This window comes from Paenibacillus sp. 05T425, assembly GCF_056396205.1.
This window is the reverse complement of sequence record NZ_JBFTLA010000004.1, coordinates 318,639-345,618: the sequence shown is the minus strand read 5'-3', so window position 1 is coordinate 345,618 and position 26,980 is coordinate 318,639. Positions and strand designations below refer to the sequence as shown.

Genomic DNA, 26,980 nt, shown 5'->3' with positions numbered 1-26,980 from the left:
TACATGGCTCATTACGCCCTCAGAACATTCCCTTTATATTGGCGCGGATGGGATCGAAGCCTCCCGTTACGTCAATAACATTACCGGTCAGGAAATTCGATTTCGGCTCGCATAGGAACAAGACGACGCGCGCGACATCCTCGCCTGCGCCAGGCCTGCCCATCGGCGATTCCGAATCATGTTCATGTTCAACCTCTTCAATCGACCGCTCCTTGTTCGCGCCGCGAATGTCGCCAGGGCCGATTAGATTGACCGTTATGCCGAATGGCGCTTCCTCGACGGCAAGCGACTTCGTGAATGAAACTAGCCCTGTCTTCGCTGCTGCGTACACCGCTCGGTGCGGCCATGCTCTTGCTTCTCCCGCATGACCGAAGCCGAAGTGAATGATTCGTCCCCATCTGCGGCTCCGCATGCCTGGCAGCAAACGATGGTCAAGCAGCATTACGCCAAGCAGGTTGCCATGGAGCAGCCGTATAATCGTAGCTTCGTCGTAATCGCTGAATAAGCGCCGTTCACGCACGAACGGACCGGCGTTGTTGACTAGAATGTCAACGCCGCCGGCCCATCGCTCCGCCTCGCTAGCCAGCTTCTCAACGCCCTCAGCTGACGATATGTCGGCTTGCACCGTAATCGCCCTTACGCCAAGCTGCTCGATCTGGCGCTTCACTTGCTCCGCCTCTAGCTCGCTCTCATAATAATTAAGCACGACATTGCAGCCCTGCTCGGCAAGCTGGATCGCCGTTCTCTTGCCTAAGCCCTTCGCGCTTCCTGTCACTAATGCTGTTCTGCCCTTCAGCTCCACGAGTAATCCCCTCTCCCGCTTATGCTTGCTAATTTCTCATCAGCTTACAGCCGTATTGGAACGACAGGCGCATCGATTCCATTGCCAGCGTAACGCCGTCGGACAAGTCGATCGCTTGCTGCTCGATATTCTCCAGCTTCGCTTCTTCACCGTACATCCGGTGACTTTGGATCAGATCGTCGTGCATCTCCGAATTCATGTAATGAATCTCCGTATTTCTGCGCTTGCGCAGCCGATTCGTCGCTTCCTTGTATTTCTCCTTCACGTCGTTAAGTTTCCACGTCAGTTCAGGATGGGCTTTGCGCTCGCGCATATTGCGAAGCACTGTGAAATACGAGAAATGAGCCTTCACCTTCTCCGTGCGCATATCGAGCAATTCATTCAACAGAGTACCGAGCTTATCCAACAGGGAAAACACCCGTATGAACCCGTTTTTGTCGTAATAGACATACCGGGAATAGTTCATGCGTTCCTCCGGCGACATCTGCTGCACAGAAACGATACGAATTTTTTGCTTATAATGGCTCGCTGCATAAGAACTCTGCTCCAGCTCGTCGAGCGCAGAACGGAGTCCAAGCGTCCATATCTCATATTTGCGCAGCCTATGGTCGGCATCTTGGCCGGCAGCAATACGCTTCGACACAAGTGATCCGAATTCCTCCATGAGCCGAAGCGTTTCCTCCAGACAGCCCGTGGCTTCCCTTGGAGGCTCGTCAAACAGAAATCGAAGCATATCGGCAGCCTCCTTATTAGCTATTTAGCATTTGTAATGATTAGCTCGGACGCTCGTCCCTGAATCGCCATGACCGGAAGACGAGATCGAGCAGAAGTCCGAACAAGCCGGTAATAATCAAGTTATGCAATAAGCTTGTGAAAATAAACCAATCTTCATTGCTCACCGTAGCCGTAAGCAGCGCTCCGCTGAATATTTGCGTAATGACAAGAATGAGCGACCAACCGGCAGCTTTCGTAAGACCTGCTTCCGGCTTGCTTACTTTACGGATGAATACGTACAATCCTGCAATCACAAACCCGAGGACAAGCGCTGCCACCCGGTGGATGAATACGGCGCCTGTAGCGCCTTCGATCTCCGGTACAATCTCGCCGTTGCACAACGGCCAGCCTAGACAGCCGCCTGCCGCCTCGGTATGACGGATGAAAGCGCCTAGATAGACGACAACATAGCAGTATACCGCCGTAGCAAGCGCAATTGGAAAGATGGATGCCGGTACTTTCACAATGCCGGTCTGCCCCCGCTTCGCCCGATACGTCCATACGACGAGCAGCAGCGTTGCAGCGAATGCGATGAGCGATATGCCGAAGTGAATCGCCATGACCGGCGGCGATTGCGGCCACTTCACGGCTGCCGCCCCCATTAACGCTTGAACGATCGTGAAGAGAAGCGCCCCGCCTGCATAGAATAGCGGCTCTTTGTAAGCCCCGCTTTGCTTGTCCCTGCGATGCATGCGCAATACTGCCACATACGTTGCAAGCACCAAGATGCCTTCGAAGCCTGTAACAAGACGATGCGAATATTCGATTAATGATTCCAGCGTGTATGAAGGTACGAATTTGCCATTGCATAATGGCCAGTCATCGCCGCAGCCGCGGCCTGAGTCTGTATTCGTGACGAGCGCGCCGGCGAGCAGTACGAGAAGCATTCCGATGCACGTAGCGATAGCTAATGTGCGAAAACGGCCGGTTACCATAATAAAATCACCTTTTTTCAGGAATTAATCACCTTTCAATTATATCGATAACAAATGTCAAAAGCCATGTTGAAAATGTGACACTTACGCATATTCGCCTTATAAAAAAGGAAAGCCCGCGTCGCGGGGTGAACAGCTCCCTTAACGCGGACTTTCTATTATTTGCTTTCCAGCGCGCCGCTAACCGCGATCGCACGATCGACGAACTCCTCGATCTCCTCGCGCGTCTTGCGCAGCTTGCTTACGAACCTCACCAGCTCCTGGCCTTGCCTGAAGGCGATGAAGCTCGGAATTCCCAAAATATTAAGCTCGGAGCATAAATCGGGCAAATCGTCGCGATCCAGCTCAATGAACGTAACTTGCCCCTCATACTTACTCTCCATATCAGGCATAAAGGGATTAATAAAATGGCAATCCCCGCACCAAGTCGTCTTGAATACGGCAATCGTAAGTCCATCGCTCGCTACGGCGGCGCGAAACGCCTCTTCCGTCGTTAACTTCTCCATACTGCCACCTCCGCTTCTTGTGTCCTAATCCAATTAACATTTGTTCCTGTCCGGCAGGTTATACTTCGCGGGCAATTGTCAACGATTTCTCCCCGTAAAAATCTTGCCACGCAAGCTTCGCATTCAGCGCATTGCTTAAGCTTCGAGCCGGAACATAGGTTGTACCGTCAACACTTGTTACCGGGAATGACCAAGTTGCGCCGACACCGTTAACAAGCACCTTATCGCTTCCGGTCTTTAGCTCTATCGTCGTTTCTGTTGCCTCGTCGTACAGCGTTATCGCTTTTGTCTTCGGATCGTATTGAATTTCGCTGCCTAATGCTTCTGCCGTAGGACGCAGCGGTACAAGCGTAATTCCGCCTTTTACAACGATGGGAGGATTATAATAGCTGTCGACGTAGAAGCTTACGGATTGACGGTTCAAGTGTAATTTGTTTCTCAGTATATCATATACTGCCGAATCCTCCTTGAACAACTTCAAGAGCTGATAGTCACTCAGTTCCAACAGCTGATTCTCGTTAATATACGTTGCCGGAACGACTGCCGGTTCCGCCAACACATCGCCATTAACATTCCAAAGCTCGCTAACCGAAGTTAAAGTGAAACCTTTGACAGGAATGAAAGACAACTCCTCATCTTCTTCAACTGGCAGCGTGTACGATAGCTCGAGACCCTGTTTGCGAATATCCAGCTTGCTGTCAACATAGACGTCGGCTTTCACATTCAAGTTGTCGCCCAGCAAGGTATCGATCAATTCTGGGTCTTCACTTTCCATCGCTTTCAACTCATCCTGCAAATCTTTAAGCATAATAACTGCTTCATCTATTGCTTGTTGAATAAGCTCATCCGTTGTTGGTGCATCAAGCTGTCCGCTCTCCTCGAACGGATTAACGGTGCCGAGCGCTTCCCACACATCCGGATTGCTCGAGAGTACCTCTACGATTCCTTTGATCATTTTTTCCAGACCTGCTTGATCGGCAACAAGCGCATCTACATATTTTTTCACCCATGCCCAAATGGCTTTGCCATCCATCTCGGCATGTACTTGCATGAGTGCGACGGATTCACCGTTAATGGTCTCCGTAACAGGCTTCACATCAATTTTCTCCGGATTAGGCAGGTTGTCGATCGCGTATCCCCCAACCGTATCGATAATCGCATGGCCTAGCGCCGCCAACGATTCTTCTCCGTCTGCACTCGCATTCGCTGCAGTGTCTACGCCAGCAAACTCTGCCGCAAGACTTTCACCCGTCATATCGAGCACGAAAGGCTGCTTGGCGCCTTCAATCTCCACAATCGCATTGGACTCGTTCATTTTCATCGCGAAACCAATCGAAGTTGAATCTCCCAGCGTTAGCTTCCCGTCAAAAGATGCACGCATGCTGTCTTCCATTTTGACATGATCGAGTTGAAGCTCCACTTTAGATAAAAGTTTATAAATAGCAATCTCTTCGTCCAATAAATCATTGAGCGCTTCATCATCAAGTTGCATCTTGAAAGTTAGCGTCTGCTTGCTCTCGCTCGATGTTACTTTAAGCGTATTCTTCAATACCGTGTTCAGGTCGACGCCGCCAATCGCCTGACAACCTGATACGAACACTAATACAAGCGTGAGCAATAGGAGCATCAGCTTGCTAGGCCGTCCCATTTTCTTAATCAATGTAAATACTCTCCTTCATCACTCGTCTATTAAACTTAATCATTATACTAGAGTGTCTATTATATGTAAATGTATGGAAACTAGAACATTTGCATTCTCTATGAGAAAAATCCCTCGCAGTCAGTAGGACCGTGAGGGATTTTGTTTGTTTAAGAAGTCCCATTTTTATAGCGCCTTGCGATAGAACGGCTTCAGTACCTTCGTAAGCAGCTTGCGAAGCGGTCCAGGGAAGGAACGGATATCCTCAGGCGTAATGACGCGAAGCGCAGCCAGCAGGGCGAGATACAGCGCGCCGACGACAGCGGCCGTCACAATGCCGGCTACCATATAGCTCAGCTTGTCCGCCCAGCCGTCCGTCCAAGCGAGGATGCCGTTCTCTGCTCCCCATCCAGCAAGCGCAGATACGGCAACCGCGATGATGTATTTAACCCAGCGGCGTCCGAGCACGTTAAGCTTAACAATTCGGTTAATGGTACGAACGTTCATTAGCGTGATGACGATGAAGCAGATTGAAGAAGCGATAATGAGTCCGTATACGCCGAGGAATGGGGCAAGCGCAATGCTGAATACCACTTTAAGCGCCAATCCGAAGAACGTATGATACATCGGTGTCTTCGGTCTGCCAAGTCCGTACAGGATCGAGTTTGTCGTCATCATCGTAATTTGGAATATCGTTCCTACCGTAAGCAAAGCTACCGTACTGCTTCCGCTTGGGCTCTGAAACAGAAATCCCGTCACGGAGAATGACGCCACCGTAAGAAGCATAGCAATCGGTACCCCGGTGAAGCAGACAATCCGCATAACAAGCGAAGATTGGCGCTGTACTTCATTCATATTGCCAACCGAGAAGGCGGAGGATATAACCGGAATAATCGATGCTCCAAGCGCAATCGCCAGAATTGGAGGGATGCCGGCAAGCGACATCGCCTTAATCGTATAATCGGCGAATACATGCGTAGCCGTCTCCAGATCATAGAACCTCTCCGTCAGACGGATGAACAGCGTGGAATCGAACGTGTATAGAAATTGTACGGTCATCGCCGTTACGACTGCCGGTATAGACATACTGAATATTTCCTTGTAAATCGAGCGGAAACGCAGCTCCGAACCGCTTCCTTGCTGCGACCGAAGATTCGCGCCGCCCTTCCGAGCTTGTTCGGCCAAGTCCTGACGTCTAAGCTTCCGGCCAAAATAGACCATGACTACGAATGCGCCGATGCTGCCGAACACGCTGCCGAAGGTTACGGCCGCCGCTCCCCAAGCATCTCCCCAGCCCCAAGCTAAGACGATCAGGGCGATTCCGATCCCGCCTATGACGCGAAGAATTTGTTCAATAATCTGCGAAATGCCGCCTGCGGCCATGAACTGTCTGCCTTGGAAATATCCGCGCATCATCGCTATGATCGGGAACAGCAGCAAAGCAGGTGCGATCGCTCTTACCGCCAAGTCTGCTATCGGCTTCTTAACGATGTCGGTATACACGGGTGCAAGGATGAACATGGCCGTCGCCAGCAATAAGCCCGTCACGGCCCCGAACAGAAGCGCAGCCTTATATATTCGTCTTGCTTCCTCCGGACGACCCAGCGCATAACGCTGCGAGACCATCTTGCTTATCGCGCTCGGGATGCCGCCCGTTGCGACAACTAGCAGCAGCAAATACACTTGATTGGCAACGGCGAAAGCCAATTGCCCGTCTTTGCCCAGCATGTAATCGAGCGGCACACGTTGAAACAGTCCGAGAAACCGGGCTGTGAGCGCAGCCGCCGCCAGTATGAGCGTACCTTTAATTAACGAGTCTTTTTTCAATACTTGAGAGGCTATGTCTTTCACTCCTGTCTTACACGTTAGCTTTATTGCTTAATGAAAAATTAAAGGACGAGCCACAATACGAACAATATGATCATGATCGCTTGAAGAATGACTTTCACAACTACGCTGGTAAACAATCCGACCATGGAGCCCCAGCCGGCTTTGAGCGCTTTTTTGAACTCCGTGCCAATAATAAGCTCACCGATAACGGCGCCTGCAAACGGACCGATAATAAGACCGAAGGCCGGAATAACGAAAGGTCCGATAATGATACCGATTGTACTGCCGATTACCGATGCCCGATTTCCGCCGAACCGCTTGACGCCCCAAGCACTGACCGCATAATCGGCTATGAAGAGGACGACCAATATGATCGTTTGGATAATCCAGAAGAAGACATCAAAGTCACCGAACGAGAAGAAGAAGCCATACACGAAAAATGCGGCGTAAATCGCGAGCACGCCCGGCAAGATTGGATATACCGTTCCTGCCATCCCGATAACGAATAATAAAACGACAAGAATCCAACCTAATATTTCCATACTCGATCATCCCTTCAGAACGTAACGTCTAATCACTTCCGCGACCCCATGCTCATCGTTCGTAAACGTAACGGCATCGGCGGCATCCTTGACCGCTTGCTGGGCATTGCCCATCGCTACGCCTAATCCCGCTTCGCGGATAGCCGCAATATCGTTCAGACTGTCGCCTACCGCGACAACCGAAGACATATCAATGTGAAGCAGCTCACATAACTCGCGGAGCGCGCTTGCCTTGGACACGCCTTGCGGATTCATCTCCAGATTCCAAGGTGAGGAGTTCGTAATCTCAAGCGCTCCCCAGCTCTGAACCTCAGCCAAAATTTCGTTTCTTGCTTGATCATCCTCCGTGTAATAACCGAATTTGAGCCAATGATAGGAATCGTAATCGGTTGCCGGATTAATCCACTTTTCCTTGTTGTAGACCGTGTCCGTCGTATAAGCCCAGAACCATGGCTCGCCATGCTTTAGTGCTAGCTCGTGCATGCGTTTCACGTACACGGAGCTCAGATGAGTCCGCTTATACAGCACATGCGGCTTATGCCATATCTCGCTCCCGTTAACGGTAATCATCGGTGTATCGAGCCCCAGCTGCTCCGCATAAGGCAATGCGCTTTGGAAGCCTCGACCTGTCGAGAAGCTGACAATTACGCCCGCATCAAGCGCCTTCTGTATCCACTCCGCGTTCTCCGCACTGATCTCGCTTTGTTCGTTCAACAGCGTTCCGTCCATATCCAGTGCGACCAATTTGTAATTCGACATACGTAAATCCTCCCGGCAGCCTAGAAAAAAACCGCATCTATATTTTTTGTACTCTAGTTGACTCAATTATTTTAGCACATTTGGCGCATATTCCAAATGAAAGTATTCACTGGCCTCGCTTTTGTATATACACAAAAGAGCTTGTACAAGCAGTCTTAACCGCTTGTACAAGCTCTCCTTATGTTGCTACTCTTCCACGCTGACGTCCGTCGCTTGCGAGGCTTCGGCGTCAGGGGTCGCATCTGCTGCGCTGCCCGCTGCCGCCGAATCAGCAGGCTTAGCGGCCTTCGCTGCCTTCTCCTCCTCGACTAATCGATCAAGCAACTGCTGCCCCTCAAGCTGTACTTTGGCAAGCGCGTCCTCGATCGATACGCCTCCGTCCTTCACCTGCCCGAGCTGCTGCTCCATGACGCCGTTTATTTGCATCCAGAACTGCTGCGGAAGCTTGCTGTAATCGGACATTGAATTGCTTCTAACCGGCTTCAGCTTGTAAAATGCATCCAGGCTATGTCCCGCTTCGTCCTTGATGTAGGTCGACCGAATCGGCAGTCCATTGTTATAGCCTGACTTCGACTTAACTCTGGCATACTCTTCGCTCGTTATATACGATATAAATTGCCATGCGGCATCCTTGTTAGGCGACTCGGACATGATCGCGAATAGATTGTATGTGCCCATATTGCTGCTCTGATCCGGGGCTTGAATGCTAACGGGCGTCGTCACGACATCCCAGTTCTGCACCATCTTATCCTTAACCGTATTGTACTCGCTCGCTTGCTTAATCTGCTCTAAATAATACGCATCGCCGATCATCATCGCAGTACGGCCGGCAATGAAAGGGTCTCGCAGCAAATAATCTTCATACGTCGTTCCGTTCTCCATCTGCTGCTCCATGCTTTCGTAATAAAGCGCATTCGATGCGAGAGCCGATTGGGCGAGGCTTAGCGCTTGCTTCCAGCCCTCTGAATCCATCGTCATCTGCTGCTTTGACGCATTCACGATTCTTAATCCTTCGGTATTGCCGATCATATTGCCGAGCTCGGACAAAGTGCCGGAATAGCCCGCTTTCATCCCGTAAATGCGCTCCTTCGGCTCGCCCTCGGTAGGGAACTGCTTCGCCAAATGGAGCACTTCTTCCCAGCCCATCTGATCCGTTGGCGGAGCTATCTGATACTTATCGAATAAATCCTTATTATAGTAAAGCACCTGGCTGTAGAACGAAGGAGTCAATGCGTATAGCTGGCCTCCGCCCATTTCCTTCAAGTAATCGATCAGCCCGGGGATGATCGTCTCCGTATCGTACTTTTCCTGCTTCATTACCGTTTCCAGCTCGTATAGCTTTCCTTGCTCGACCAGCTTCTTCAGTTGATCTTCCTGCACCAATACAACATCCGGCTTTTCCTCGTCGATGAACTTTTGCATAGCCTCATTGTAGTCAAAGTTCGGATCGCCATTGCCATTGTTCATATTCTGGGTCGATACGATCTGCAGATCGATATTCGGGTACAAAGCAGCGAAAAGCATTCCGAAATCCTGATAGAAGGCTTGTTCGTTATAGTACATAACCTTCAACGACTGCGGCTTGTCCGATTCGTTATTTCCAGCGCCGAAGCTGCAGCCTGCCCCTGTCAGCAACGCACCGATCAGCCCCGCCGTCGCCGTATACTTCCATATCGATTTCACCATGTCTACTCTATCCCCCATCTCTTTCCAATGAAATATATTCCAAATATTCTAAACGTTAATAGATGGGAGAAAGTTTCATAATAGATCGAAATTTGTAAATAAAAAGCACCTGGTCCTCGGCATTTGCCGATGTTCCAGGTGCTCTAACTCTAATTAGAAACGGTTACCTCCGTTTAAGCCGCCAGCTTGCGAAGTCTCAGCTTCTTCACGACGATGCCTTGCGAAGGTGAGAAGAGCAGCGCTATTGCGAACAATACGCCGGCCGCGCATACGATACAGCCGGCGATCGATGCATCCATTATTTTAGCCGAGAAGTATCCAACTACTGTGCTTGCAATGCCTACTCCGATGCTTAAACCGATCATCATGCCTAGACGCTCCGTTAGCAAGTATGCCGTTGAAGCCGGGATGATGAGCAGTCCGACGACGAGAATCGCGCCGACGCTCTCGAACGAGCTTACCGTTGCCATCGATACGAGGCCCATGAGCAAATAATGGAAGATCGCAACCGGTATGCCGATAGCGGCGGCAAGTGCCGGATCGAACGCGCATAGCTTGAACTGCTTATAGAACAGGCTGATTACGGTCACGATTACGATCAATGTGAAGCCTAACAACCAGACTGCCCGAGGTCCCATATTGACACCGCCAAGCTCCCAGATGTTCCAATGCACATAAGCAATCTCCCCGTACAAGATTGCATCCTGATCCAAATGCACTTGGCGCGCGAACAAGCTGACGAGTACAACCCCGACTGCGAACAAAGCGGTGAACACAACTCCGATTGAAGCATCCGACTGGATACCGCTTTGCTGGAACATTTGGATGAGGAAGGTCGTTAGCAGACCAAATACGAGCGCCGCGAACATCATGAGCAACGAATCTCTCGAGCCGCTCAGCAGGAAGGCGATAACGATACCCGGCATAACGGAGTGGCTTATTGCATCTCCGATCATAGCCATTTTTCGAAGAACTAGGAAGACACCTAATATTGCGCAGCAGCTTGCGACGAGCGAACCCGTCAATAGTATCCAAAAGTCGCTCATACCGCTGCCTCCTTCTTCGTGCTGTCATGAATCGTAATCTCGCGTTCCTGCGCGAACCGTTCTTTCGCCCGTTGGCGCATCAACCGCTTCGCCACCAGGCCCCGCTGCGGTCCGAACAGGATCGATAGCACGAATACGACCGTAGCCGCGAGTACCGTTACCGGTCCAGTCGGCAAGTTCGATACCGATGCGCTGAAAAGTGTGCCGATCGCTCCGCTTGCCGCGCCGAATATACCGGATAGGATGACCATTAAGCTAAGCTTATTCGTCCAATATCTGGCCGATACGGCCGGCGTAATGAGCAGAGCCGCTACGAGCACGACTCCGACCGCTTGAATGCCCGCTACAACGGCAACTACCATCAGCAGCATAAGAAGCTGTTCCAGCGCGGCTACCGGGTAACCGAGACCTCGTGCAAAGCCTGGATCGAATGAAATAAGCTTAAATTGCTTGAACAGCAATGCGCAGACAGACAGCAGTACGACGCAGACGATGGACATCGTAATGACATCGGAGCCGATCATCGATGCCGCCTGGCCGAACAGAAATTTATCAAGACCGGCTTGGTTGCCATAATTGCCATGCTGAATAACAGTTAGAAGCACGATTCCGAGGCCGAAGAATGAGGACAAAACAATGCCCATCGCAGCGTCCTGTTTCAGCTTCGTATGACGCGTAATATAGCCGATACCGAATGTGGCCACTACGCCTGCTAGACCTGCCCCAATGAGAAATAAACCAATCGACTTAATACCCGTCAGCATGAACGCGATACAAATACCGGGCAAAGCCGCATGCGCAAGCGTATCGCCCATTAGGCTCTGCTTCCGCAAATAGGAGAAGCTGCCGATAACACCGCTGCTTAGACCAAGGAGCGTACAGCCGAGAAAGATCCATTGCATGTTCGGGTCTGTAATCATCGACCAAATGTTAGCCATCTGCTACACGCCCTTTCCGTTAGATGCAGTCGGCAATGGAAAGCTGCGGTCAAGAAAGGCCAGTCTGCCACCGTAAGTACGCTGCAGCTGATCCTGCGTGAACACTTGATCGGTAGGTCCGTAAGCTTGCAGCTCCACATTAAGCAGCAGCACCGAATCGAAATAATCTTGAACGGTTGCAAGATCATGATGGACGACGACAACGGTCTTGCCTTGGCGCTTCAGCTCTTGAAGCAGCGTAATAATCGCTTTCTCCGTTGCGGCGTCGACACCTGCGAACGGTTCATCCATGAAATACAGCTTCGCATCCTGCGCCAACGCTCTTGCAAGGAAGACACGCTGCTGCTGGCCGCCGGACAGTTGGCTGATCTGACGATCGGCGAAGTCGGCCATGCCGACCTTGCTCAGACATTCAAGCGCGATTGCTTTCTCCTTCGCGCCTGGTCGGCGAAGCCAGCCGAGATGCCCGTATCGCCCCATCATAACGACATCAAGCGCATTCGTAGGAAAATCCCAGTCGACCGATTCCCTTTGCGGCACGTAACCGATGAGCTTGCGCTGCTCTTTATACGGCTTGCCGTATACGAGCACCTCGCCGCCAATGCTCGGTATGAGCCCTAGCGCAGCTTTCATAAGCGTCGACTTGCCGGCGCCGTTCGGTCCGATTACGCCAATCAGCTCGCCCTCGTTAATTTCGAAGGTTACGTTCCGCAATACTGGTTTCTTCTGGTAAGCAACCGTCAGTCCGTTCACGGACAACGGGGATGGTGCTGATACGTGCGCGGTTTGCTTAGTCATGGCTTTCGTAAGGCTCATATTTATCACTCACTTTCGTTCCATTAGTTTCTTATTCTTATTTCAATGCACTTACAATCGTATCCACGTTATGCTTCACCATGCCGATATAAGTGCCGTCCTCTGTTCCCTCATCGCCCATCGCATCGGAATACAATTGGCCGCCGATCTTCACGTCATGGCCAAGCTGACGAGCGCCTTCAATGACCGATTCAATCGACTTCTTCGGCACGCTTGATTCGATGAACACGGCCTTAATCTTGTTTTCCACCAAGTAATCCCGAAGTTTGCTGACATCCTTGGAGCCGTATTCAGACATCGTATTCATGCCTTGCAAACCCGTGACAGTTAACCCGTATGCTTCGCCAAAGTAGCCGAAAGCGTCATGCGCCGTCACTAGAATTCGTTTGTCCTCCGGTATGAGTGCAATTTGTTCCTTCGCGTACGCATCAAGCTTCTCCAGCTCCTTCAAATAATCGGCAGCGCGCTGTTTGTAATCATCAGCGTTGGCAGGATCTTTCTCGACCAGCGTATCGCGAATGACCTCGGCAGCAGACATCCATAGCTTCACATTGAACCATATATGCGGGTCATGCGAACCGCTGCCCTGTGCCGGATTCGCGTGCAGCTGTTCCTCTTTCAAGTAAGAGGATACGGCAACAGTCGGCTTACGCTTCTCGAGCTGTTCGAACATCTCCGCCATCTTGCCTTCCAGATGCAGGCCGTTGTAGAAAATGATATCCGCGTCATCAAGCTTCTTCACATCGCCTTGCGACGCTTTGTATAGATGGGGATCGATACCCGAGCCCATTAAGCCGATAGCATCGACATGGTCGCCGCCGATCTGCTTGACGACATCCGTAATCATCCCAATCGTCGCCGTCACCTTCAGCTTGCCTGCGCTCTCCCCGCCTTGATTAGTAGTAGAGCCCCCGCATGCCGATACGGCAAGTGCCGTTATGGACAGAAATATAATCGTCATAATGAACCTTCTAATTGCTGAATTGGATTTGGTATGCTTGCGCATGATGTTCCCTCCCTTTCGTGTTTGGAAAATCGAATTTTGAATTTTGTGATTTTTTAATTTAAATGGTTGCGTCTTCACCTTATCGTCAACGGACAAGTTTCCCTTGCGAACATTATTTGACCTAGAGAATATTATTTAGCTTAGTGCCTCTTTTTTTATAATACACAAAAATGTTTCTCTAGTGCAACATTTATTTTTATCAAGCTCATCCTAGCTTTACTAATGAGTCAGTCCGCTCATTAGCTACGCCAATTAGCGATCGTTACTTAAAAAGCAACAGTCGTCCTCTTACACCGCTTTAGCCTGCACATAATCCCATTCAAACCGTCATCCTTTAGATATGATCACAATTTATATGATTTTTCACACAAGACCAGTTAAACAAGATGTAATTGTAAAAACTTATACGATTTATCATACAAAAGTGGTTACTCCATCCACGCAGCCGATGATTTTATACGATTTTTCGATCAAAGACCTTGATTTGACCTATCCGTAAGGTTGGTTTATACGATATATCGTACAACTATTGGTTAGTTACCGTTAATCGACAGCCTCTGGAATCCATACAAAACGAAAAAACTGCCCCTTTCACATCCAATCGATGGATGGAAAGAGACAGCTTATACGCTTATTATTTATCTTATTCCGCCGCAATGCCGGCCGTACCGTCAGCAGTATTGCCAGCATCGGCACCTTCTACCGGAGTCCCGCCAGTGTTAGCGGCAGTCTTCTTCTTAGGCACGCCGTACAACCCAACCTCTTCATCGTAAGCGTCAAAGATTTGACGTGCGATCGGAGAGGCGCCATAGCCGCCGAAGCCGCCGTCAGGTATCACTACCGCAACTGCAAGCTTCGGTTTGTCGGCGGGCGCATAGGCGATGAACACCGCGTTCTCCGCGCGTCGGGTGGCGACATCCTGTTCGGAGGTACCGGTCTTCCGTCTATAGGAGTAATCGACGCCCTCGAAGCCTTCCGACTTAACCTCGGACATGCCTGCTTCGATTTCTTTCCAATACTTCTCGTCAATGTCGATCGAGTTCAATATTTCAGGCGTAAAGCCTTGAATCACATGGCCGTTCGAATCTTTGATTTCGTTCACGAACTGCGGCTTCATCCGCTTGCCGCGATTGGCAAGCATCGCCGCATATTGGACGAGCTGTAGCGTCGTATATTTGCCTTGCTGACCGAAGGACGCATAGATAAGCGCGGACTGCGAGCTTCCGTTCTTCGATTCTTTGAAGTAATCAATAACGCCTTTCGATTCATTCGGCAAGCCGCTGCCGGTCAATACACCGAGACCGAACTGCTTCATATAATCGTCCCAAATTTCGACGCTGCTCTTACCATCTACATTGCCGCGCATATACAGCTTGTTGCCCACCATCGCCGCCATGAACGGGTTAGACGATTTCGCAATAGCGCTTGCACCGTCGAGGCTGCCGTATACGTGATTCAAGGAGTTTTTGATAAACGTCTCATATCCCTCCCGCCCGAAAGAGAACACCCCCTTATCCGGATACCTGGTCGTCGTTGTGAATAAGCCCTCGTTAAGTCCAACCAATACGGACAACGGCTTCATCGTCGAGCCCAGATTCAGAATAGACGATGGATGATCGTTTCTTTCCTCCACCGTCTTGTAGTCGCCGTATACGGTCGAGATCGTGCCGTTCGACAGTCTGTTGCCGATATTTTCGTAATCCTCATTGCTGATTCTTCCGCCCGACCAAATATTCGGATCGTAATCCGGCATGCTTGCCATCGCAATAACTTTGCCGGTATCGACCTCCATCGCCACGGCATAGCCAGTTTTGGCATATTCAGCTCGCTCGTAGGAGTTTGACGACGTTGATATTTTATGGATATGATCGGTAATTGCTTGCTCCGTCTTCAACTGCACATTTTTGTTGATCGTCAGAATCAAGTCCGAACCTTTCTGAGGGTTCGTAATTTCCATTGGACCAATAATAATCCCTTTATTATTGACCGGATACGACTTCAGACCGTTCGTCCCGCGCAATACGTCCTGATACATCAACTCAATGCCGCCGAAGCCCACGTCTTCCTCTTCCAAATACTTGAGTGTCCGGTCAGTAATTTTCATTTTCTCGCTATAAAATTCGCTATCCAGTCGCACGCCGCTATACTTCTTCAAATAGCCGACCAATTGCACGGCGATCGTGCTCTTGTCGTAGTTGCGTATGCTCTCCTCCATAATTTCGATGCCTATGTAGGAATTTTTATTTTCCATCAAATATGCGATTTCCTCGTTCGTTAGGTTGGCCTTAATCCGCCTTGGCGTCGAAATAATATTTCGTTTGGATCCCAAATCCATCTGTCGGATAATATCGCCCACCGTCATCGCCGAAGCGGGATCCCCGTATTTGCTGAACACTTTGTCTAATTCCATCGCCATCTGCTCTGCCTTAGCAATCGTATCAGCCTCCTTGGGCTCCGGCTGCAGGCTGTAATAAAGTGATTGCGTTGAAGTCGAATAAGCGATCGGATGACCGGTAGAATCGTAAATATTGCCCCGAATAGGCGGCATCGCATCGTCGCGCATCCCTTTCTTCAGTCCTTCCGCAGTGAGCGTCGGACCTTCCACGAACTGCAAGACAGCAAGCTTGACGATTAAAATGCTAAATAAAACAAAGGTAAGGAAAAAAAACAAATTAAGCCGGAATGAAAATTGTCGCCTGTTCGCCATCTCCCGTTGATGCGGATCGTCCTGCACTTTTTCACCTCATTACTTCCATACGTACCATCCATTAGGAAATAACGAAATTTAAATGAAAAAGGTTGCAATAAAAAAAAGCTGCCCTTCTCGCATCCAATCGATGGATGGAAAAGGACAGCTTCGTTTATTCATAATCGTTTATTCCGTATTGCCCGTTGCTCCGTCAGCAGCAACATTGCCTGCATCGGAACCATTTACCGGTTGATCAACATAGTTAGAAGCAGTCTTCTTCTTCGGTACGCCGTATAGTCCAACCTCTTCGTCATACGCGTCGAAGATTTGACGAGCGATCGGCGATGCGCCATAGCCGCCGAAACCGCCGTCAGGCACAACAACCGCTACCGCAAGCTTCGGCTTGTCGGCAGGCGCGTAAGCGATGAACACCGCGTTCTCCGCGCGTCGTCCGGCCACGTCCTGCTCGGATGTACCGGTCTTCCGTCTGTACGTGTAATCGACGCCCTCGAAGCCTTCCGACTTAACTTCGGACATGCCTGTTTCAATCTCTTTCCAATATTGCTCAGGAATATCGATCGTGTTCAAGATCTCCGGCGTGAAGCCTTGAATGACATTGCCGTCCGAATCCTTGATTTCATTCACGAACTGAGGCTTCATACGCTTGCCTCGATTAGCAAGCATAGATACATATTGGGCGAGCTGAAGCGTCGTATAACGCCCCTGTTGTCCGAAGGAAGCGAATATAAGCGCGGACTGCGAGCTTCCGCTCTGCGCCTCCTTGTAATACTCGATAATGCCCTTCGATTCATTCGGCAGTCCGCTGCCCGTAAGAACGCCCAGACCGAATTGCTTCATGTATTCGTCCCAAATCTCGACGCTGCTCTTGCCGTTCACATCTCCGCGCATGTACAGCTTGTTCCCGATCATCGCTGCCATGAATGGGTTAGAGGATTTAGCTATGGCGCCAGCGCCGTCGAGACTGCCGTATACGTGGTTCAAGGAGTTTTTGATAAAACGCTCGTACCCCTTCCGGCCAAACGAGAACACACCCGTATCCGTATACCTAGTCGTCGGAGTGAACAAACCCTCATTAAGTCCGATCAACACGGACAACGGCTTCATCGTCGAGCCAGGCGGCAAAATAGACGACGGGTGGGAGTTGCGTTCCTTCTCCGTCTTATAGTCGCCGTATACGGTCGAGATCGTACCATTCTGCAGCCTGTTGCCGATATTCTCATAATCCTCGTTGCTAATTCTTCCGCCTGACCATATATTCGGATCGTAGTCCGGCATGCTCGCCATGGCGACAACCTTGCCCGTATCGACCTCCATCGCTACCGCATAACCCGTCTTGGCATATTCGGCGCGCTCATAGGAGTTCGACGACTCCGATATTTTTTTGATATGGTCGGTAATGGCTTGCTCCGTCTTTAACTGAACAGTTTTATTGATCGTCAGGTAAAGGTCCGAACCCTTCTGCGGGTTCGTAATTTCCATCGGTCCAATAATAACCTCTTTGTTATTAACCGGGTATGACTTCAGTCCGTTCGTTCCGCGCAAAACGTCCTGATACATCAACTCGATACCGCCGAAGCCGACATCTTCCTCTTCCAAGTATTTAAGCGTCGCATCGGTAATCTTCATCTTCTCGCTATAGAACTCGCTGTCGAGCCGCACCCCGCTATATTTCTTCAAGTAGCCGACCAATTGTACGGCAATTGAGCTTTTGTCGTAGTTGCGGATACTTTCCTCCATAATGTCGATACCTTTGAAGTTGCTCTTGTTCTCCATGAAATAGGCGATTTCCTCATTCGTCAGGTTCGACTTGATCCGCCTAGGCGTAGAAATGAAATTTCGTTTAAACTCCAAATCCATCTGCCGGATAATATCATCTACCGTCATGGCCGAAGCCGGATCGCCATACTTAGTGAACACTTTGTCCAGTTCGACCGCCATCTGCTTTGCCTTCTCAACCGCATCGGCCTGCTTCAGCTCCGGCTGTACGCTGTAATACAGCGATTGCGTCGAAGTCGAATAAGCAATTGGATAGCCTGTCGAGTCGTATATATTACCCCGAATAGGCGGCATCGCAACGTTGCGCGTTCCTTTCGCGGCCCCTTCTGCGCTAAGCGTCGGACCTTCTACGAACTGCAAGATCGCAAGCTTCACGATTAAGACGCTAAATAATACGAATGTAACGAAAAAAAACATATTAAGCCTGAATGAAAAATTACGTCTGTTTACGATCTCCCGCTTTTGCGGATCGTCTTGCATGCTTTCACCTCTTAATCATAAATATGCCATTCATTATATCGCAGCAGCTTCTCTAATATGCGTCTGCTCAAAGCCTGGGGAATTGAACCAATCACCGGAAGAGGCCCATGTAGCATCAAGCGGAATCCAATTGTCGTCGCCATCGCCAATGTTCACTTCATTCCAAGCATGCGGTCCGAAGCCGCCGCTTCCATCGGCTCCAAGCCCCGTCACGACTCTCACATCGAGCCCTGCCGTACGTGCCATCACGGCATACAGCCTTGCTGTATCAATACATACGCCTTTGCGCGTTGCGAAGGTGTCAGCCGGCGTCTGTTCTTTCCATATGCCCCGCTCGACGTAATTGTTAGCTTTGTCCCAATCATACTCAATGCGTGAACCAAGCCAATCATATAGAAGACGTGCCTTCGCCTCGTTGTCGTTCCCGTCCTTCGTTACGAATAGAGCGGCCTCAGCGATATCATCCGGTACGGCATAGTCGATAATCTCGTATTTGCGCTGCAGGATTTGGCGGAACTCCGCCTCCACCGCCTCAGCAAGCACTGGGCCTTGACCCTCCAGCATATCGCCTGCAACCGGAGCAAGCATCGCAGCAGCCTCTCGATACAACGGTGATTCGGCGATCTTGTCTGCGTACCAGCCATTAGGGATTAACGAAACATAGACGAATAAAGTTGCAATGAAAAGAAAAGATCTTCCGGCACCATGAACGGCACCAATAATTGCACCTGTAGCCTTGCTGGCATAACGGCGTCCAGGAAGCTCTTCCATTACGCCGCTGCTATTCCTCTCCCGTATGAAGCTGCTCCATGCATAACTGAACAGCGGCTCGGCGAAGCTGGCAATCACTCTGAATATCAAGTAGATAATTAGGAAGAGCATCCCGTACCTTAGCAGCGCGAAATCTCTCAGGCCTGTCAGCAGCGTAAACCACGCTTGCTGCGCACTTCCGAGTTCATGTGCCGGCACTACAACGGTCCGGGTGAGCCACCTCGCAACTTGAGGAGAAGCCCAGCCTGCAAGTTGTCCAGCGATGACAAGTCCCGCTATCGCCACAACGCCCTCCCATACAAAAAAGAAAAGACGCTTCGCTGATCCCGACGCGCCCCTCTTTATCCCTTGCAATAATGAAACAAGCAATAGCAGGAGAGCAATGATCGCTACGGGCTCCAGCTCATCGAACCGCAACATCCAATCGAACATAATCTCTCCTTTCATGAAGCCTTACCGGTATTAGGCTAATATACATCCCCAATATTAACGGAGAATGAATTAGCCGTTGTTCTTCGCTTGATCGATAAAGGCTTGTATCGCGCTATCTACCTCGATCGTTATTTTCGGGGCGCCGCGGAAGGATACGGTCACTTCATTGTCGCCGGGTTTGCCGTTAAGCTCTAGGTTCTTGGTCTTGATTGTATACGAGCCGTCCGCGTTGCTAATGAATTCAGCATCCTTCGCATCGCCCGCCATCGCAGTCATCATTTCTTGCTTCGCGCTGTCAACGACCTTCGTGCTGATCACTTTCAGATCGTCCATCGTATAGCCGCTATAAAGAACGACGCCGATGACGATAACCGCGACAATCGCCCATTTCACGACCGTCTGCACAATTCGAACGATTAGAAGCAGCACGACAATCGCGATAACGAGCACGAACCAGTTGTCTTTGAAAAAAGATGTCCATGTGTCTACGTCATACGCTGAAAAATCTAAAAAATCCATTCGATCCCCTCCATTATACCTCGTACAAAAAGCTATTACAAAACATTATACCCTACGTCCTATATACCGTAAACGCTTCCTTCCACTTTAGCCAGACATATCCTGTCCATTAATGACGTACAAGTAGTTAGTAAAGAGAATGAGCAAGGAGGATAACGGAGTGAAAACTGCCATCTGGCTCTATTTATTTTTGTTTGTCGCGTTCTTCGATTTGCATGCGCAATACCCGATATTGACGCCGTTCGCCATCTCGCTTGGCGCAGCGCCCTCCTTCATCGGACTTATGATGGGAATGTATTCGATCACTCACCTGCCAGGCAATCTCATTGCCGGCTACGGCGTCGATCGATTCGGAAGCCGCTTATTTATTGTTTTCAGCCTCCTCGCGGCAGGCATTATACTCCTCTTTCAATCGCATGTGACTGACCCTTGGCAGCTGCTCGTGCTTCGCTCCATTAGCGGATTCGTGCTCGCTTTCCTGTCGCCTGCCTGCCTGGCGCTGCTGGCGCGCCTGTCGAACAATATTACCGAGCAAGGCAAGCTAATGGCCGGCAACGGTCTCGTCCATACGCTCGCATCGGTCGTCTCGCCGGCAGCGGGGGCGTATCTTGTCGCGAAGATCGGCTTCACGACCGCTTTCACGGTGCTTGGCTGGTTGCTGGTTATAACAGCTGTATGCGCCGTCTTCTTCATCAGTGACAAGCGTATGAATGTCGCTCCTCTGCCTGTCAAAGCAAGCTCCGAGAGCGGAAGCAAGAAGCCGAAGACTGCGCAGCAGCCGCTTGGTGAGGGTACGCCGATCCCTTGGCTCGTCTTCCTGCTGCCGATTGCGACCAGCTGCTCGCAAGGTATATTGTCGTTCGAGCTTCCGCTCATGGCGAAATCGCAGGCATCCATAATGACGACAGGACTGCTGTTCTCCGTCGTCAGTATCGGGGCGCTCATTACGCTCAGCATGCTGTTCCTGAACCGGATCTCAGCTTTCCAACGAACTTTATGGGGGGCATTCATGTTAGCCGTCGTCTACTTCTGCCTGGCGGCTGGTGTCCCTGCTCCGTTCACTATGATGCTGCTGCTGATAGGCATGGCTAAAGGCATTATTCTGCCAGCGTTATCGACGCTGTTAATCGAGTTAAGCGGCGGCGCCAGATACGGCCGCACGTTCTCCATACTGTCAATTGCCTTCTCCGTCGGCGCTTTCATCGGGCCGATGGCCGCAGGCCAGCTGCGCGATCAGCTCTCGCCTTATTTCATCGCTTTCGTCGCTCTCATGCTCGCCGTCGCTGTATTGCCGTTCTACAATTCGAGAATATTAGCTTCTCGCACCTATTTTTCATAAAACTGGGTATTCGCACACGGCAATTGTTCCCTCCGCACATAGGATACATTATGTCAAATGACTATGCCGGCATGACAGAAGCCGATAAGCGAGGCTATCATGAGGGCTGAGAGCATCATTGACCTCTACCTATGAAAGAGGGGTGAATAATAAGATGTCTGGACATGTTGAATCAACTAGCCGGGGCATTGGGCATCACGGCAACAACAACATTGCAACTATTCTGGTCTTGTTTATCTTGCTCGTAATTATAGCGTGTGCTTGCATGTGGTAATGATCCATTACCAGCAAGCGAAGAGGCGGCCCTGCAATAAGCAGGCCGCCTTTATTTTCGCACGAAAGTAACTTAATATAGAGTGGACAAGCTAAGACAGAGGTGATTATGATGGATGTTGCCATTATTGTAGAAGGTAAAAACGACAAAAGCCGTCTGAAACGGGTGCTAACCGAGGACGTTCCCATTTACTGCACGTATGGGACGCCGGGATCGGAGCAGCTTGAGAAGCTGCGTAAGCAAGCAGGCGACAAGCAAATATACATATTTACCGATAACGATGCTTCGGGCAAGCGCATTCGCGGCTTGCTGCGCGATCTGTTCCCGGATGCCGAGCATATTTATACGCGCAAGGGCTATCCCGGCGTTGAGCATACACCCGAGGATTATTTGATCGAGCAGTTAGAAAAAGCGGGCCTCGATGCGCATATTGTATATCCTGCGCCGGGTCCCGCTTTACAGTGGAATAAGGACGAGTTCTAATTACGCTGCTGCTGCTGTATCTTCTACAGCAGCTTGTTCAGCTCGCCTAATATTGTATCTGATGTAACATTCTCATCGCTGCCGTTAATCCATTTGCGGATTTGGCCGTCTTGATCGACAATCGTAATGACGTTCATATGGGCGAACGAGCCGTCTTCTACCTTGGCTACGCTCACGCCGAAGTCTCTTGCGAGCTTGATCGTCTGCTCCTCGTCATCGCCCCGCAGGAACTTCCAACCGTTCGGCTGGGCGAAGTTTCTCTCCGCGAATGCTTTGATGACCTCAGGCGTATCCCTCACCGGGTCGAACGTGATCGATATCAGTTCTGCCTTCGTTCCGAGCTTACCGGATTTTTCCAGCTTTTCTTGAACCTCCGACAACAGGAAGGTCGTCGGCGGACAAACGTCCGGACAATTCGCGAAGTAGAAGTAAACGATTCTCGCTTTGCCGTTCGTCGATTCAAGCGATACTTTGTCACCGCTGTCCACATCGGTCAATTCGAAAGCAGGCGCTGCCATCTCGATCGGCAGCGGTGCTTCCGGCTTAATCACATACGTAAACAATAAATAAATGCCCATTGCCGCGCATAACGCGAGTACTGCAAGTTTAAAACTGTGCTTTTTCAAAAAAACCATCTTCGCATCACCTTCGTCTTCTATCTTCTATTAGGTCAATGTCGTATTCGCGATCATCGCGATGAACACAACCATCAAATAATTAACCGAAATAAGGAAATTCGCCTTCGCCCACTTCTCCGTATCTTGCGCTGCCGTGCCACGAAGCGTATGCACGAGCCATACAACGCCGCAAAGAATGGAAATAATCAAGAAATAAATGCCCGCATAACCGTAAGTATAGAGCAGCACGCAAGTTGGAAGAAGGAGCAGCACATACGGAATCATTTGAAGCTTCGTCCGCTTAATCCCTTTCACAACCGGAAGCAACGGGAATCCCGCCTCGCGATATTCTTCTACCCTTCTTATCGCAAGCGACCAGAAGTGAGCCGGCTGCCATAAGAATAGGAACGCGAACAGAATCCAAGCTCCGGCATCCACCTCGCCCGTTACCGCGCAATAACCGATAACCGGAGGCATGGCGCCTGATATGCCGCCAATCGACGTACTCCATGTCGAGCTCCTCTTAAGCCACATTGTATAGATGACAATATATACGAACCAGCCCAGCAATCCGAGCCAGCCTGTAAGCGGACTAACGAGCACAAACAGTACAGCTAGTCCAACTGTGCCCAAAATAATTCCGTATGCAAGCACGGTTTCCGGCTTCATTCTGCCAGTCGGCAGCGCCCGGTCCTTCGTTCTTTCCATTTTCAGATCAAGCTCACGGTCCCAATAGTTGTTAATGACGGTCGCTGAAGCTATCGTCAGCGTCGAACCGGCCAACATATAAATAAGCAGCAGGAACATCTCCATATCGAAGTCCCATTTGGAAGCTACGATAAATCCGCCTAGAGCAGCAAAGATATTAAGCCGAAGCAGCCGCGGTTTTGTTAATGCAATCAAGTCCTTCAGCACAAAGCAAAGCCTCCCGAGTATGCGACAAGACGCAACTAGCGCCTATCATTCATTGATGAATCGTTCTTAATCATACCGAAAAACACTCTCAATGACAATGTTCGACGGTTTTGTTCATGAATTCGCCACTCAAATTGTGACAAATCTTTTGTAACCAATTCGCCCAGCGCTCAATACAATGGGTATGTAGTTTGATGCCTATAAGGGCCCAGCGCGCATCAAACCGTTTGTGACAGTAGTCAGTATGCGAAGGGAAGTGAACGACCTAAGCCTATGGCCGTTATTAAAACGAATTCCGAGGAAACGAAAATGTTAGCCCGGCTTATGCGTGCGGAAGCGGAAGGCGAAGGCGAGCTTGGCATGCTTATGGTCGGCAATGTCGGCGTCAACCGAGTACGCGGCAATTGCTTGGATTTCAAAAACATTCGTTCGATCCCGCAGATGGTGTTCCAAAGTCCAGGCGGCTTCGAAGCAACCCAGAAAGGTTATTTCTATCAGGCTGCACGAGACAAAGATATTCGGTTAGCTGAGCGAATGATCAACGGGGAAAGACAGCACCCGGCGTCGAACGCGCTTTGGTTCTTCCGTCCTGCGGGCAATTGTCCGAATACGTGGTATGACCAAGGCAACAGCGGCCGCTACAAAGCACATTGCTTCTTCGTTCCGACGCGCGGCGATTGTCCAGCCGTTTATTAACGTTTATCTTGCGTAAACGGCAATCGCTACGCACGAACCGTTAACTGCGTCTTTGCGCAGCTCGGTTCTGTGCCGTAACAGTTACCGTTTCGCGCTGAAATATAAGCACACGAAAGCGAGGAAATCTCGAATGTCCAACGGTTATGGGTACAAAACAGCAGTAAGCCCGGCGAATACTGGTGCTTACGGGTACGGGTATGGCGGCTACGGCATGCAAATGCCAACGACGCTTCCGGCTCAGCAAGGTAATCAAGCTTTCCCTCTTCAAGCGATGGCTAATCAAGCGATGCCTATGCAGGCAATGGGTAACCAACCCATGCCACTCCAAGCAATGGGCAATCAAGCGATGCCGCTTCAAGCGATGAAGGCCCAGTCGACGATGCCGCCAGTAGGCGTGCCTAGCGGCGCAATCGTAACACCATCTGGCGGTAATATCGTATCCCCATTCGTAGAAGAGTCGTATGTGGAGAACATACTACGCCTGAACCGCGGCAAAATGGCTACTTTCTACATGACCTACGAGAACAATAGCCAGTGGAATGCGAAGATTTTCAAAGGCGTCATTGAAGCGGCTGGACGCGATCATATTATTATTAGCGATCCAACGACGGGTATGCGCTACTTGCTGCTGACGCTTAACCTGGACTATGTGACATTCGATGAGCCAATCGCTTACGAATATCCGTTCCAAGGCGGCGTAGTCAGCTCGGCGACTCCGCTCGGACGCTAAGACTGTACAGAGGAGAAGGCCGGCTTGAACGTCCATATATGGAACTTGCCGGCGCCGCCCTCGATCCAACCTGTGATTTGAGACCAAGAAGAACGCTCGCTGCAGCGTTCTTCTTTGATTTGCTCGGCTTGTTCGGCAGTATTCGCTGACCATAACTCGACGAATAGATGGTGCTGATCTGTTCCTTCATATATATGGACGCAATCATTGTCCTTTAGCAAAGCTTGCGTATAACTCAAATAGGTTTCTCGATGCTCGGGTTTAATGCGATATTCAGCGAAACAGATGTACATAATACGTCATACTCCTTTGTCGATTAGATCATAATAACGAATGAACCATAAATGACTTCGCATTACACAACAGGGGGCTTCCAATGGATACAGGTACACATCTCGTTATGGGGATCGGACTGGCAGGACTCGCTGCCGTCGATCCTGTCGTTGCCGCTAATCCATCGATTCAGACTGCCGTTCTGCTTGGTACAATTGCCGGCTCTCAGGCGCCTGATCTTGACGGTCTGCTACGATTTAAAGGCAACGCCGTCTATATTAAAAACCACCGCGGCGTATCTCACTCCTTGCCGGCCATCGCCATTTGGACCATTCTTATTACGGCCGTCCTTCAGCTGCTTTACAGAGGTTCTCTGCCTTGGCTGCACATCGGCGGCTGGGTGCTGTTAGCCGTTTGCGTCCACGTCTTCACCGATTTATTCAACACCTACGGCACCCAAGCGATGCGGCCCTTTACCGATAAGTGGATTTCGTGGAACATTATTCACATCTTCGACCCGGTCGTCTTCACGACCCATATCATTGCTATTTTACTTTGGGCTGCGGGTCTCGTAAATCCCGCACTGCTGTTCCCGTTGCTGTATTTGTTCACCGCTGTCTATTTTGTATGGCGCACATTCGTTCAGCGCGGCAAGATCGCGTTACTTCCCAAACTGGACAAGGAGCATAAGAAAGGCGACTCCTACATTGCGATTCCGACCATATCGTTATCGATTTGGAACGTAGTCAAGGAGGCTCATGATGGCAGCTTTGTAATTGGTACGCTGCACGGCGGCAAGCTGAGATGGCTCGACCGCGTCAGATGCTCAGATCACCCGGCTGTAGCCTTGTCCAAGAACGAACCTGCTATCCGTTCCTTCCTCTACTTCACCAGCTTCGCATGCGCGGATGTTCGCGAGCATAGCTGGGGCTATGAGGTACGATGGTCGGATGTTCGCTACCGGCATCGCAAGCAGTATCCATTTGTTGGCGTCCTACTCATGAATCAGAAGTACGAGACGATCGGCTCCTATGTCGGCTGGCTTAGCGACGAACGGCTTATGAAGCGTCTTCGAATGGATACGTATTAATATTGATTGTAGCCTGCCCCTTGCTGCATAATAGAAGGGGCTTTTGTTTTTGGCTTTTTGCGCAAACCGTTTAAGAAGAAACGCCTGACGGCGTCTTTTCTATAGACGCCATCGTTTCGTCGAAACGTATAGAAAAAGTAGGAGCAAACTCATATACTTTCCTATACGTCAAGCGTAAACGGCTATCGCCGTCCTTTGGCGGCGTAAGCTAACGTTTCGCGGTGAAATATAGGCATAAGGATAAGAGTAAAACTTATACTTTCCTATATTTTAAATAAAAAGGAGCTCAAGGTTTCCCTTGAACTCCATTTGATCCTTGTGTATTAAAAGCGCTTAACGGTAGCCGCCAGAAAGCTGTTGTTCAGCAATTTGGACTAGCTTTTTCGTGATGTAGCCACCAAGGGAGCCCGCTTCACGAGTTGAAATGTTACCGTAATAGCCATCTGCCGGGATTTGTACACCGAGTTCTTGTGCCGCTTCCAACTTCAGTTGATTAAGAGCTTGACTTGCTTGTGGAACGATCAGTGTATTGCTTCTGCTTCCTGCCATGAGGTATTTCTCCTTTCGTCTCCTGCGCTTGATTGTGTGGTGCAAAC

The 26,980-nt window shown here is 50.2% G+C and carries 26 protein-coding genes; 5 read left to right on the top strand and 21 right to left on the bottom strand.

The annotated features are described in order from the left end of the window. Positions 1-19 precede the first annotated feature (19 nt). The 17 genes from AC1DF0_RS10620 to AC1DF0_RS10540 form a co-directional block, all read right to left on the bottom strand. Complete coding sequence (locus tag AC1DF0_RS10620; protein ID WP_477573985.1) at positions 20-796, bottom strand: SDR family oxidoreductase; 777 nt, start codon at positions 794-796, stop codon at positions 20-22. Between the two features lie 34 nt (positions 797-830). Next, positions 831-1,535, bottom strand: a complete 705-nt coding sequence (locus AC1DF0_RS10615; RefSeq protein ID WP_477573905.1) for a Cthe_2314 family HEPN domain-containing protein — start codon at positions 1,533-1,535, stop codon at positions 831-833. Positions 1,536-1,575: 40 nt separating this feature from the next. Next, positions 1,576-2,511: a COX15/CtaA family protein gene (locus AC1DF0_RS10610; protein WP_477573904.1), complete on the bottom strand. Its 936-nt coding sequence runs from the start codon at positions 2,509-2,511 to the stop codon at positions 1,576-1,578. 158 nt (positions 2,512-2,669) lie between these two features. Next, complete coding sequence (locus AC1DF0_RS10605) at positions 2,670-3,017, bottom strand: thioredoxin family protein (RefSeq protein ID WP_477573903.1); 348 nt, start codon at positions 3,015-3,017, stop codon at positions 2,670-2,672. 58 nt (positions 3,018-3,075) lie between these two features. Beyond that, entirely contained in the window at positions 3,076-4,677 is a 1,602-nt protein-coding gene (locus AC1DF0_RS10600; RefSeq protein WP_477573902.1) for a copper amine oxidase N-terminal domain-containing protein, read from the bottom strand. Positions 4,678-4,842: 165 nt separating this feature from the next. Further along, positions 4,843-6,507 carry a putative polysaccharide biosynthesis protein gene (locus AC1DF0_RS10595; protein WP_477573901.1) on the bottom strand — a complete coding sequence of 555 codons (1,665 nt, stop codon included), beginning with the start codon at positions 6,505-6,507 and terminating at the stop codon, positions 4,843-4,845. 38 nt (positions 6,508-6,545) lie between these two features. Continuing rightward, positions 6,546-7,028: a DUF456 domain-containing protein gene (locus tag AC1DF0_RS10590; RefSeq protein ID WP_442051518.1), complete on the bottom strand. Its 483-nt coding sequence runs from the start codon at positions 7,026-7,028 to the stop codon at positions 6,546-6,548. Positions 7,029-7,034: 6 nt separating this feature from the next. Further along, positions 7,035-7,787: a Cof-type HAD-IIB family hydrolase gene (locus tag AC1DF0_RS10585; protein WP_442051517.1), complete on the bottom strand. Its 753-nt coding sequence runs from the start codon at positions 7,785-7,787 to the stop codon at positions 7,035-7,037. Between the two features lie 186 nt (positions 7,788-7,973). Continuing rightward, positions 7,974-9,473, bottom strand: coding sequence for an ABC transporter substrate-binding protein (locus tag AC1DF0_RS10580; protein ID WP_442051516.1), 1,500 nt, complete (start codon positions 9,471-9,473; stop codon positions 7,974-7,976). A gap of 173 nt (positions 9,474-9,646) precedes the next feature. Continuing rightward, positions 9,647-10,519, bottom strand: coding sequence for a metal ABC transporter permease (locus AC1DF0_RS10575; protein ID WP_442051515.1), 873 nt, complete (start codon positions 10,517-10,519; stop codon positions 9,647-9,649). After that, positions 10,516-11,457 (bottom strand): metal ABC transporter permease, encoded by a 942-nt coding sequence (locus tag AC1DF0_RS10570; protein WP_442051514.1) that lies wholly within the window; start codon positions 11,455-11,457, stop codon positions 10,516-10,518. Before AC1DF0_RS10570 ends, AC1DF0_RS10575 begins: the two co-directional genes overlap by 4 nt. A 3-nt stretch (positions 11,458-11,460) precedes the next feature. Then, on the bottom strand, positions 11,461-12,255 hold the full coding sequence (locus AC1DF0_RS10565) for a metal ABC transporter ATP-binding protein (RefSeq protein WP_477573900.1): 795 nt from the start codon (positions 12,253-12,255) through the stop codon (positions 11,461-11,463). 55 nt (positions 12,256-12,310) lie between these two features. Then, positions 12,311-13,279: a metal ABC transporter solute-binding protein, Zn/Mn family gene (locus AC1DF0_RS10560; protein WP_477573899.1), complete on the bottom strand. Its 969-nt coding sequence runs from the start codon at positions 13,277-13,279 to the stop codon at positions 12,311-12,313. Positions 13,280-13,922: 643 nt separating this feature from the next. After that, positions 13,923-16,013 carry a peptidoglycan D,D-transpeptidase FtsI family protein gene (locus tag AC1DF0_RS10555; RefSeq protein WP_477573898.1) on the bottom strand — a complete coding sequence of 697 codons (2,091 nt, stop codon included), beginning with the start codon at positions 16,011-16,013 and terminating at the stop codon, positions 13,923-13,925. Between the two features lie 141 nt (positions 16,014-16,154). Then, entirely contained in the window at positions 16,155-18,245 is a 2,091-nt protein-coding gene (locus AC1DF0_RS10550; protein ID WP_477573897.1) for a peptidoglycan D,D-transpeptidase FtsI family protein, read from the bottom strand. A 33-nt stretch (positions 18,246-18,278) separates the two neighbouring features. Continuing rightward, the gene (locus AC1DF0_RS10545; protein ID WP_477573896.1) at positions 18,279-19,448 is read right to left on the bottom strand and encodes a transglutaminase domain-containing protein; all 1,170 of its coding nucleotides are present in this window, start codon (positions 19,446-19,448) and stop codon (positions 18,279-18,281) included. A 69-nt stretch (positions 19,449-19,517) separates the two neighbouring features. Next, the gene (locus tag AC1DF0_RS10540; protein WP_337098117.1) at positions 19,518-19,967 is read right to left on the bottom strand and encodes a hypothetical protein; all 450 of its coding nucleotides are present in this window, start codon (positions 19,965-19,967) and stop codon (positions 19,518-19,520) included. Positions 19,968-20,127: 160 nt separating this feature from the next. Between AC1DF0_RS10540 and AC1DF0_RS10535 the strand changes: the two genes are divergently transcribed. Beyond that, positions 20,128-21,306, top strand: coding sequence for an MFS transporter (locus AC1DF0_RS10535; RefSeq protein ID WP_442051508.1), 1,179 nt, complete (start codon positions 20,128-20,130; stop codon positions 21,304-21,306). 385 nt (positions 21,307-21,691) lie between these two features. Continuing rightward, positions 21,692-22,063: a ribonuclease M5 gene (locus tag AC1DF0_RS10530; protein ID WP_442051539.1), complete on the top strand. Its 372-nt coding sequence runs from the start codon at positions 21,692-21,694 to the stop codon at positions 22,061-22,063. 23 nt (positions 22,064-22,086) lie between these two features. Here AC1DF0_RS10530 and AC1DF0_RS10525 read toward each other — a convergent pair whose 3' ends face one another. Both AC1DF0_RS10525 and cyoE read right to left on the bottom strand, forming a co-directional pair. Beyond that, a complete protein-coding gene (locus AC1DF0_RS10525; RefSeq protein ID WP_477573895.1) occupies positions 22,087-22,698 on the bottom strand; it encodes an SCO family protein in 612 nt (203 codons plus the stop codon). A gap of 30 nt (positions 22,699-22,728) precedes the next feature. After that, entirely contained in the window at positions 22,729-23,595 is an 867-nt protein-coding gene (cyoE, locus tag AC1DF0_RS10520) for a heme o synthase (protein ID WP_477573894.1), read from the bottom strand. Positions 23,596-23,868: 273 nt separating this feature from the next. On the opposite strand from cyoE, the gene AC1DF0_RS10515 reads away from it, so the two are divergent. Then, the gene (locus AC1DF0_RS10515) at positions 23,869-24,291 is read left to right on the top strand and encodes a cell wall hydrolase (RefSeq protein ID WP_442051505.1); all 423 of its coding nucleotides are present in this window, start codon (positions 23,869-23,871) and stop codon (positions 24,289-24,291) included. A 130-nt stretch (positions 24,292-24,421) separates the two neighbouring features. Continuing rightward, positions 24,422-25,021, top strand: coding sequence for a spore coat protein GerQ (gerQ, locus tag AC1DF0_RS10510; protein WP_442051504.1), 600 nt, complete (start codon positions 24,422-24,424; stop codon positions 25,019-25,021). Here gerQ and AC1DF0_RS10505 read toward each other — a convergent pair. Further along, on the bottom strand, positions 25,018-25,314 hold the full coding sequence (locus AC1DF0_RS10505; RefSeq protein ID WP_442051503.1) for a hypothetical protein: 297 nt from the start codon (positions 25,312-25,314) through the stop codon (positions 25,018-25,020). The genes gerQ and AC1DF0_RS10505 overlap by 4 nt on opposite strands. 83 nt (positions 25,315-25,397) lie before the next feature. Here AC1DF0_RS10505 and AC1DF0_RS10500 point away from each other — a divergent pair, with 83 nt between their 5' ends. Then, positions 25,398-26,384, top strand: a complete 987-nt coding sequence (locus tag AC1DF0_RS10500; protein WP_442051502.1) for a metal-dependent hydrolase — start codon at positions 25,398-25,400, stop codon at positions 26,382-26,384. 333 nt (positions 26,385-26,717) lie between these two features. Here the strand turns inward: AC1DF0_RS10500 and AC1DF0_RS10495 are convergent, their stop codons facing one another. Beyond that, entirely contained in the window at positions 26,718-26,933 is a 216-nt protein-coding gene (locus AC1DF0_RS10495; protein WP_337098126.1) for an alpha/beta-type small acid-soluble spore protein, read from the bottom strand. Between the last annotated feature and the right edge of the window lie 47 nt (positions 26,934-26,980).

Bases quoted from the DNA above. Each gene is read 5' to 3' on its own strand.
- AC1DF0_RS10615 (WP_477573905.1), bottom strand. From the start codon at position 1,535: ATGCTTCGATTTCTGTTTGACGAGCCTCCAAGGGAAGCCACGGGCTGT.
- AC1DF0_RS10610 (WP_477573904.1), bottom strand. From the start codon at position 2,511: ATGGTAACCGGCCGTTTTCGCACATTAGCTATCGCTACGTGCATCGGA.
- AC1DF0_RS10605 (WP_477573903.1), bottom strand. From the start codon at position 3,017: ATGGAGAAGTTAACGACGGAAGAGGCGTTTCGCGCCGCCGTAGCGAGC.
- AC1DF0_RS10590 (WP_442051518.1), bottom strand. From the start codon at position 7,028: ATGGAAATATTAGGTTGGATTCTTGTCGTTTTATTATTCGTTATCGGG.
- AC1DF0_RS10585 (WP_442051517.1), bottom strand. From the start codon at position 7,787: ATGTCGAATTACAAATTGGTCGCACTGGATATGGACGGAACGCTGTTG.
- AC1DF0_RS10580 (WP_442051516.1), bottom strand. From the start codon at position 9,473: ATGGTGAAATCGATATGGAAGTATACGGCGACGGCGGGGCTGATCGGT.
- AC1DF0_RS10575 (WP_442051515.1), bottom strand. From the start codon at position 10,519: ATGAGCGACTTTTGGATACTATTGACGGGTTCGCTCGTCGCAAGCTGC.
- AC1DF0_RS10570 (WP_442051514.1), bottom strand. From the start codon at position 11,457: ATGGCTAACATTTGGTCGATGATTACAGACCCGAACATGCAATGGATC.
- AC1DF0_RS10565 (WP_477573900.1), bottom strand. From the start codon at position 12,255: ATGACTAAGCAAACCGCGCACGTATCAGCACCATCCCCGTTGTCCGTG.
- AC1DF0_RS10560 (WP_477573899.1), bottom strand. From the start codon at position 13,279: ATGCGCAAGCATACCAAATCCAATTCAGCAATTAGAAGGTTCATTATG.
- AC1DF0_RS10550 (WP_477573897.1), bottom strand. From the start codon at position 18,245: ATGCAAGACGATCCGCAAAAGCGGGAGATCGTAAACAGACGTAATTTT.
- AC1DF0_RS10545 (WP_477573896.1), bottom strand. From the start codon at position 19,448: ATGTTCGATTGGATGTTGCGGTTCGATGAGCTGGAGCCCGTAGCGATC.
- AC1DF0_RS10540 (WP_337098117.1), bottom strand. From the start codon at position 19,967: ATGGATTTTTTAGATTTTTCAGCGTATGACGTAGACACATGGACATCT.
- AC1DF0_RS10530 (WP_442051539.1), top strand. From the start codon at position 21,692: ATGGATGTTGCCATTATTGTAGAAGGTAAAAACGACAAAAGCCGTCTG.
- AC1DF0_RS10525 (WP_477573895.1), bottom strand. From the start codon at position 22,698: ATGGTTTTTTTGAAAAAGCACAGTTTTAAACTTGCAGTACTCGCGTTA.
- AC1DF0_RS10515 (WP_442051505.1), top strand. From the start codon at position 23,869: ATGGCCGTTATTAAAACGAATTCCGAGGAAACGAAAATGTTAGCCCGG.
- gerQ (WP_442051504.1), top strand. From the start codon at position 24,422: ATGTCCAACGGTTATGGGTACAAAACAGCAGTAAGCCCGGCGAATACT.
- AC1DF0_RS10505 (WP_442051503.1), bottom strand. From the start codon at position 25,314: ATGTACATCTGTTTCGCTGAATATCGCATTAAACCCGAGCATCGAGAA.
- AC1DF0_RS10500 (WP_442051502.1), top strand. From the start codon at position 25,398: ATGGATACAGGTACACATCTCGTTATGGGGATCGGACTGGCAGGACTC.
- AC1DF0_RS10495 (WP_337098126.1), bottom strand. From the start codon at position 26,933: ATGGCAGGAAGCAGAAGCAATACACTGATCGTTCCACAAGCAAGTCAA.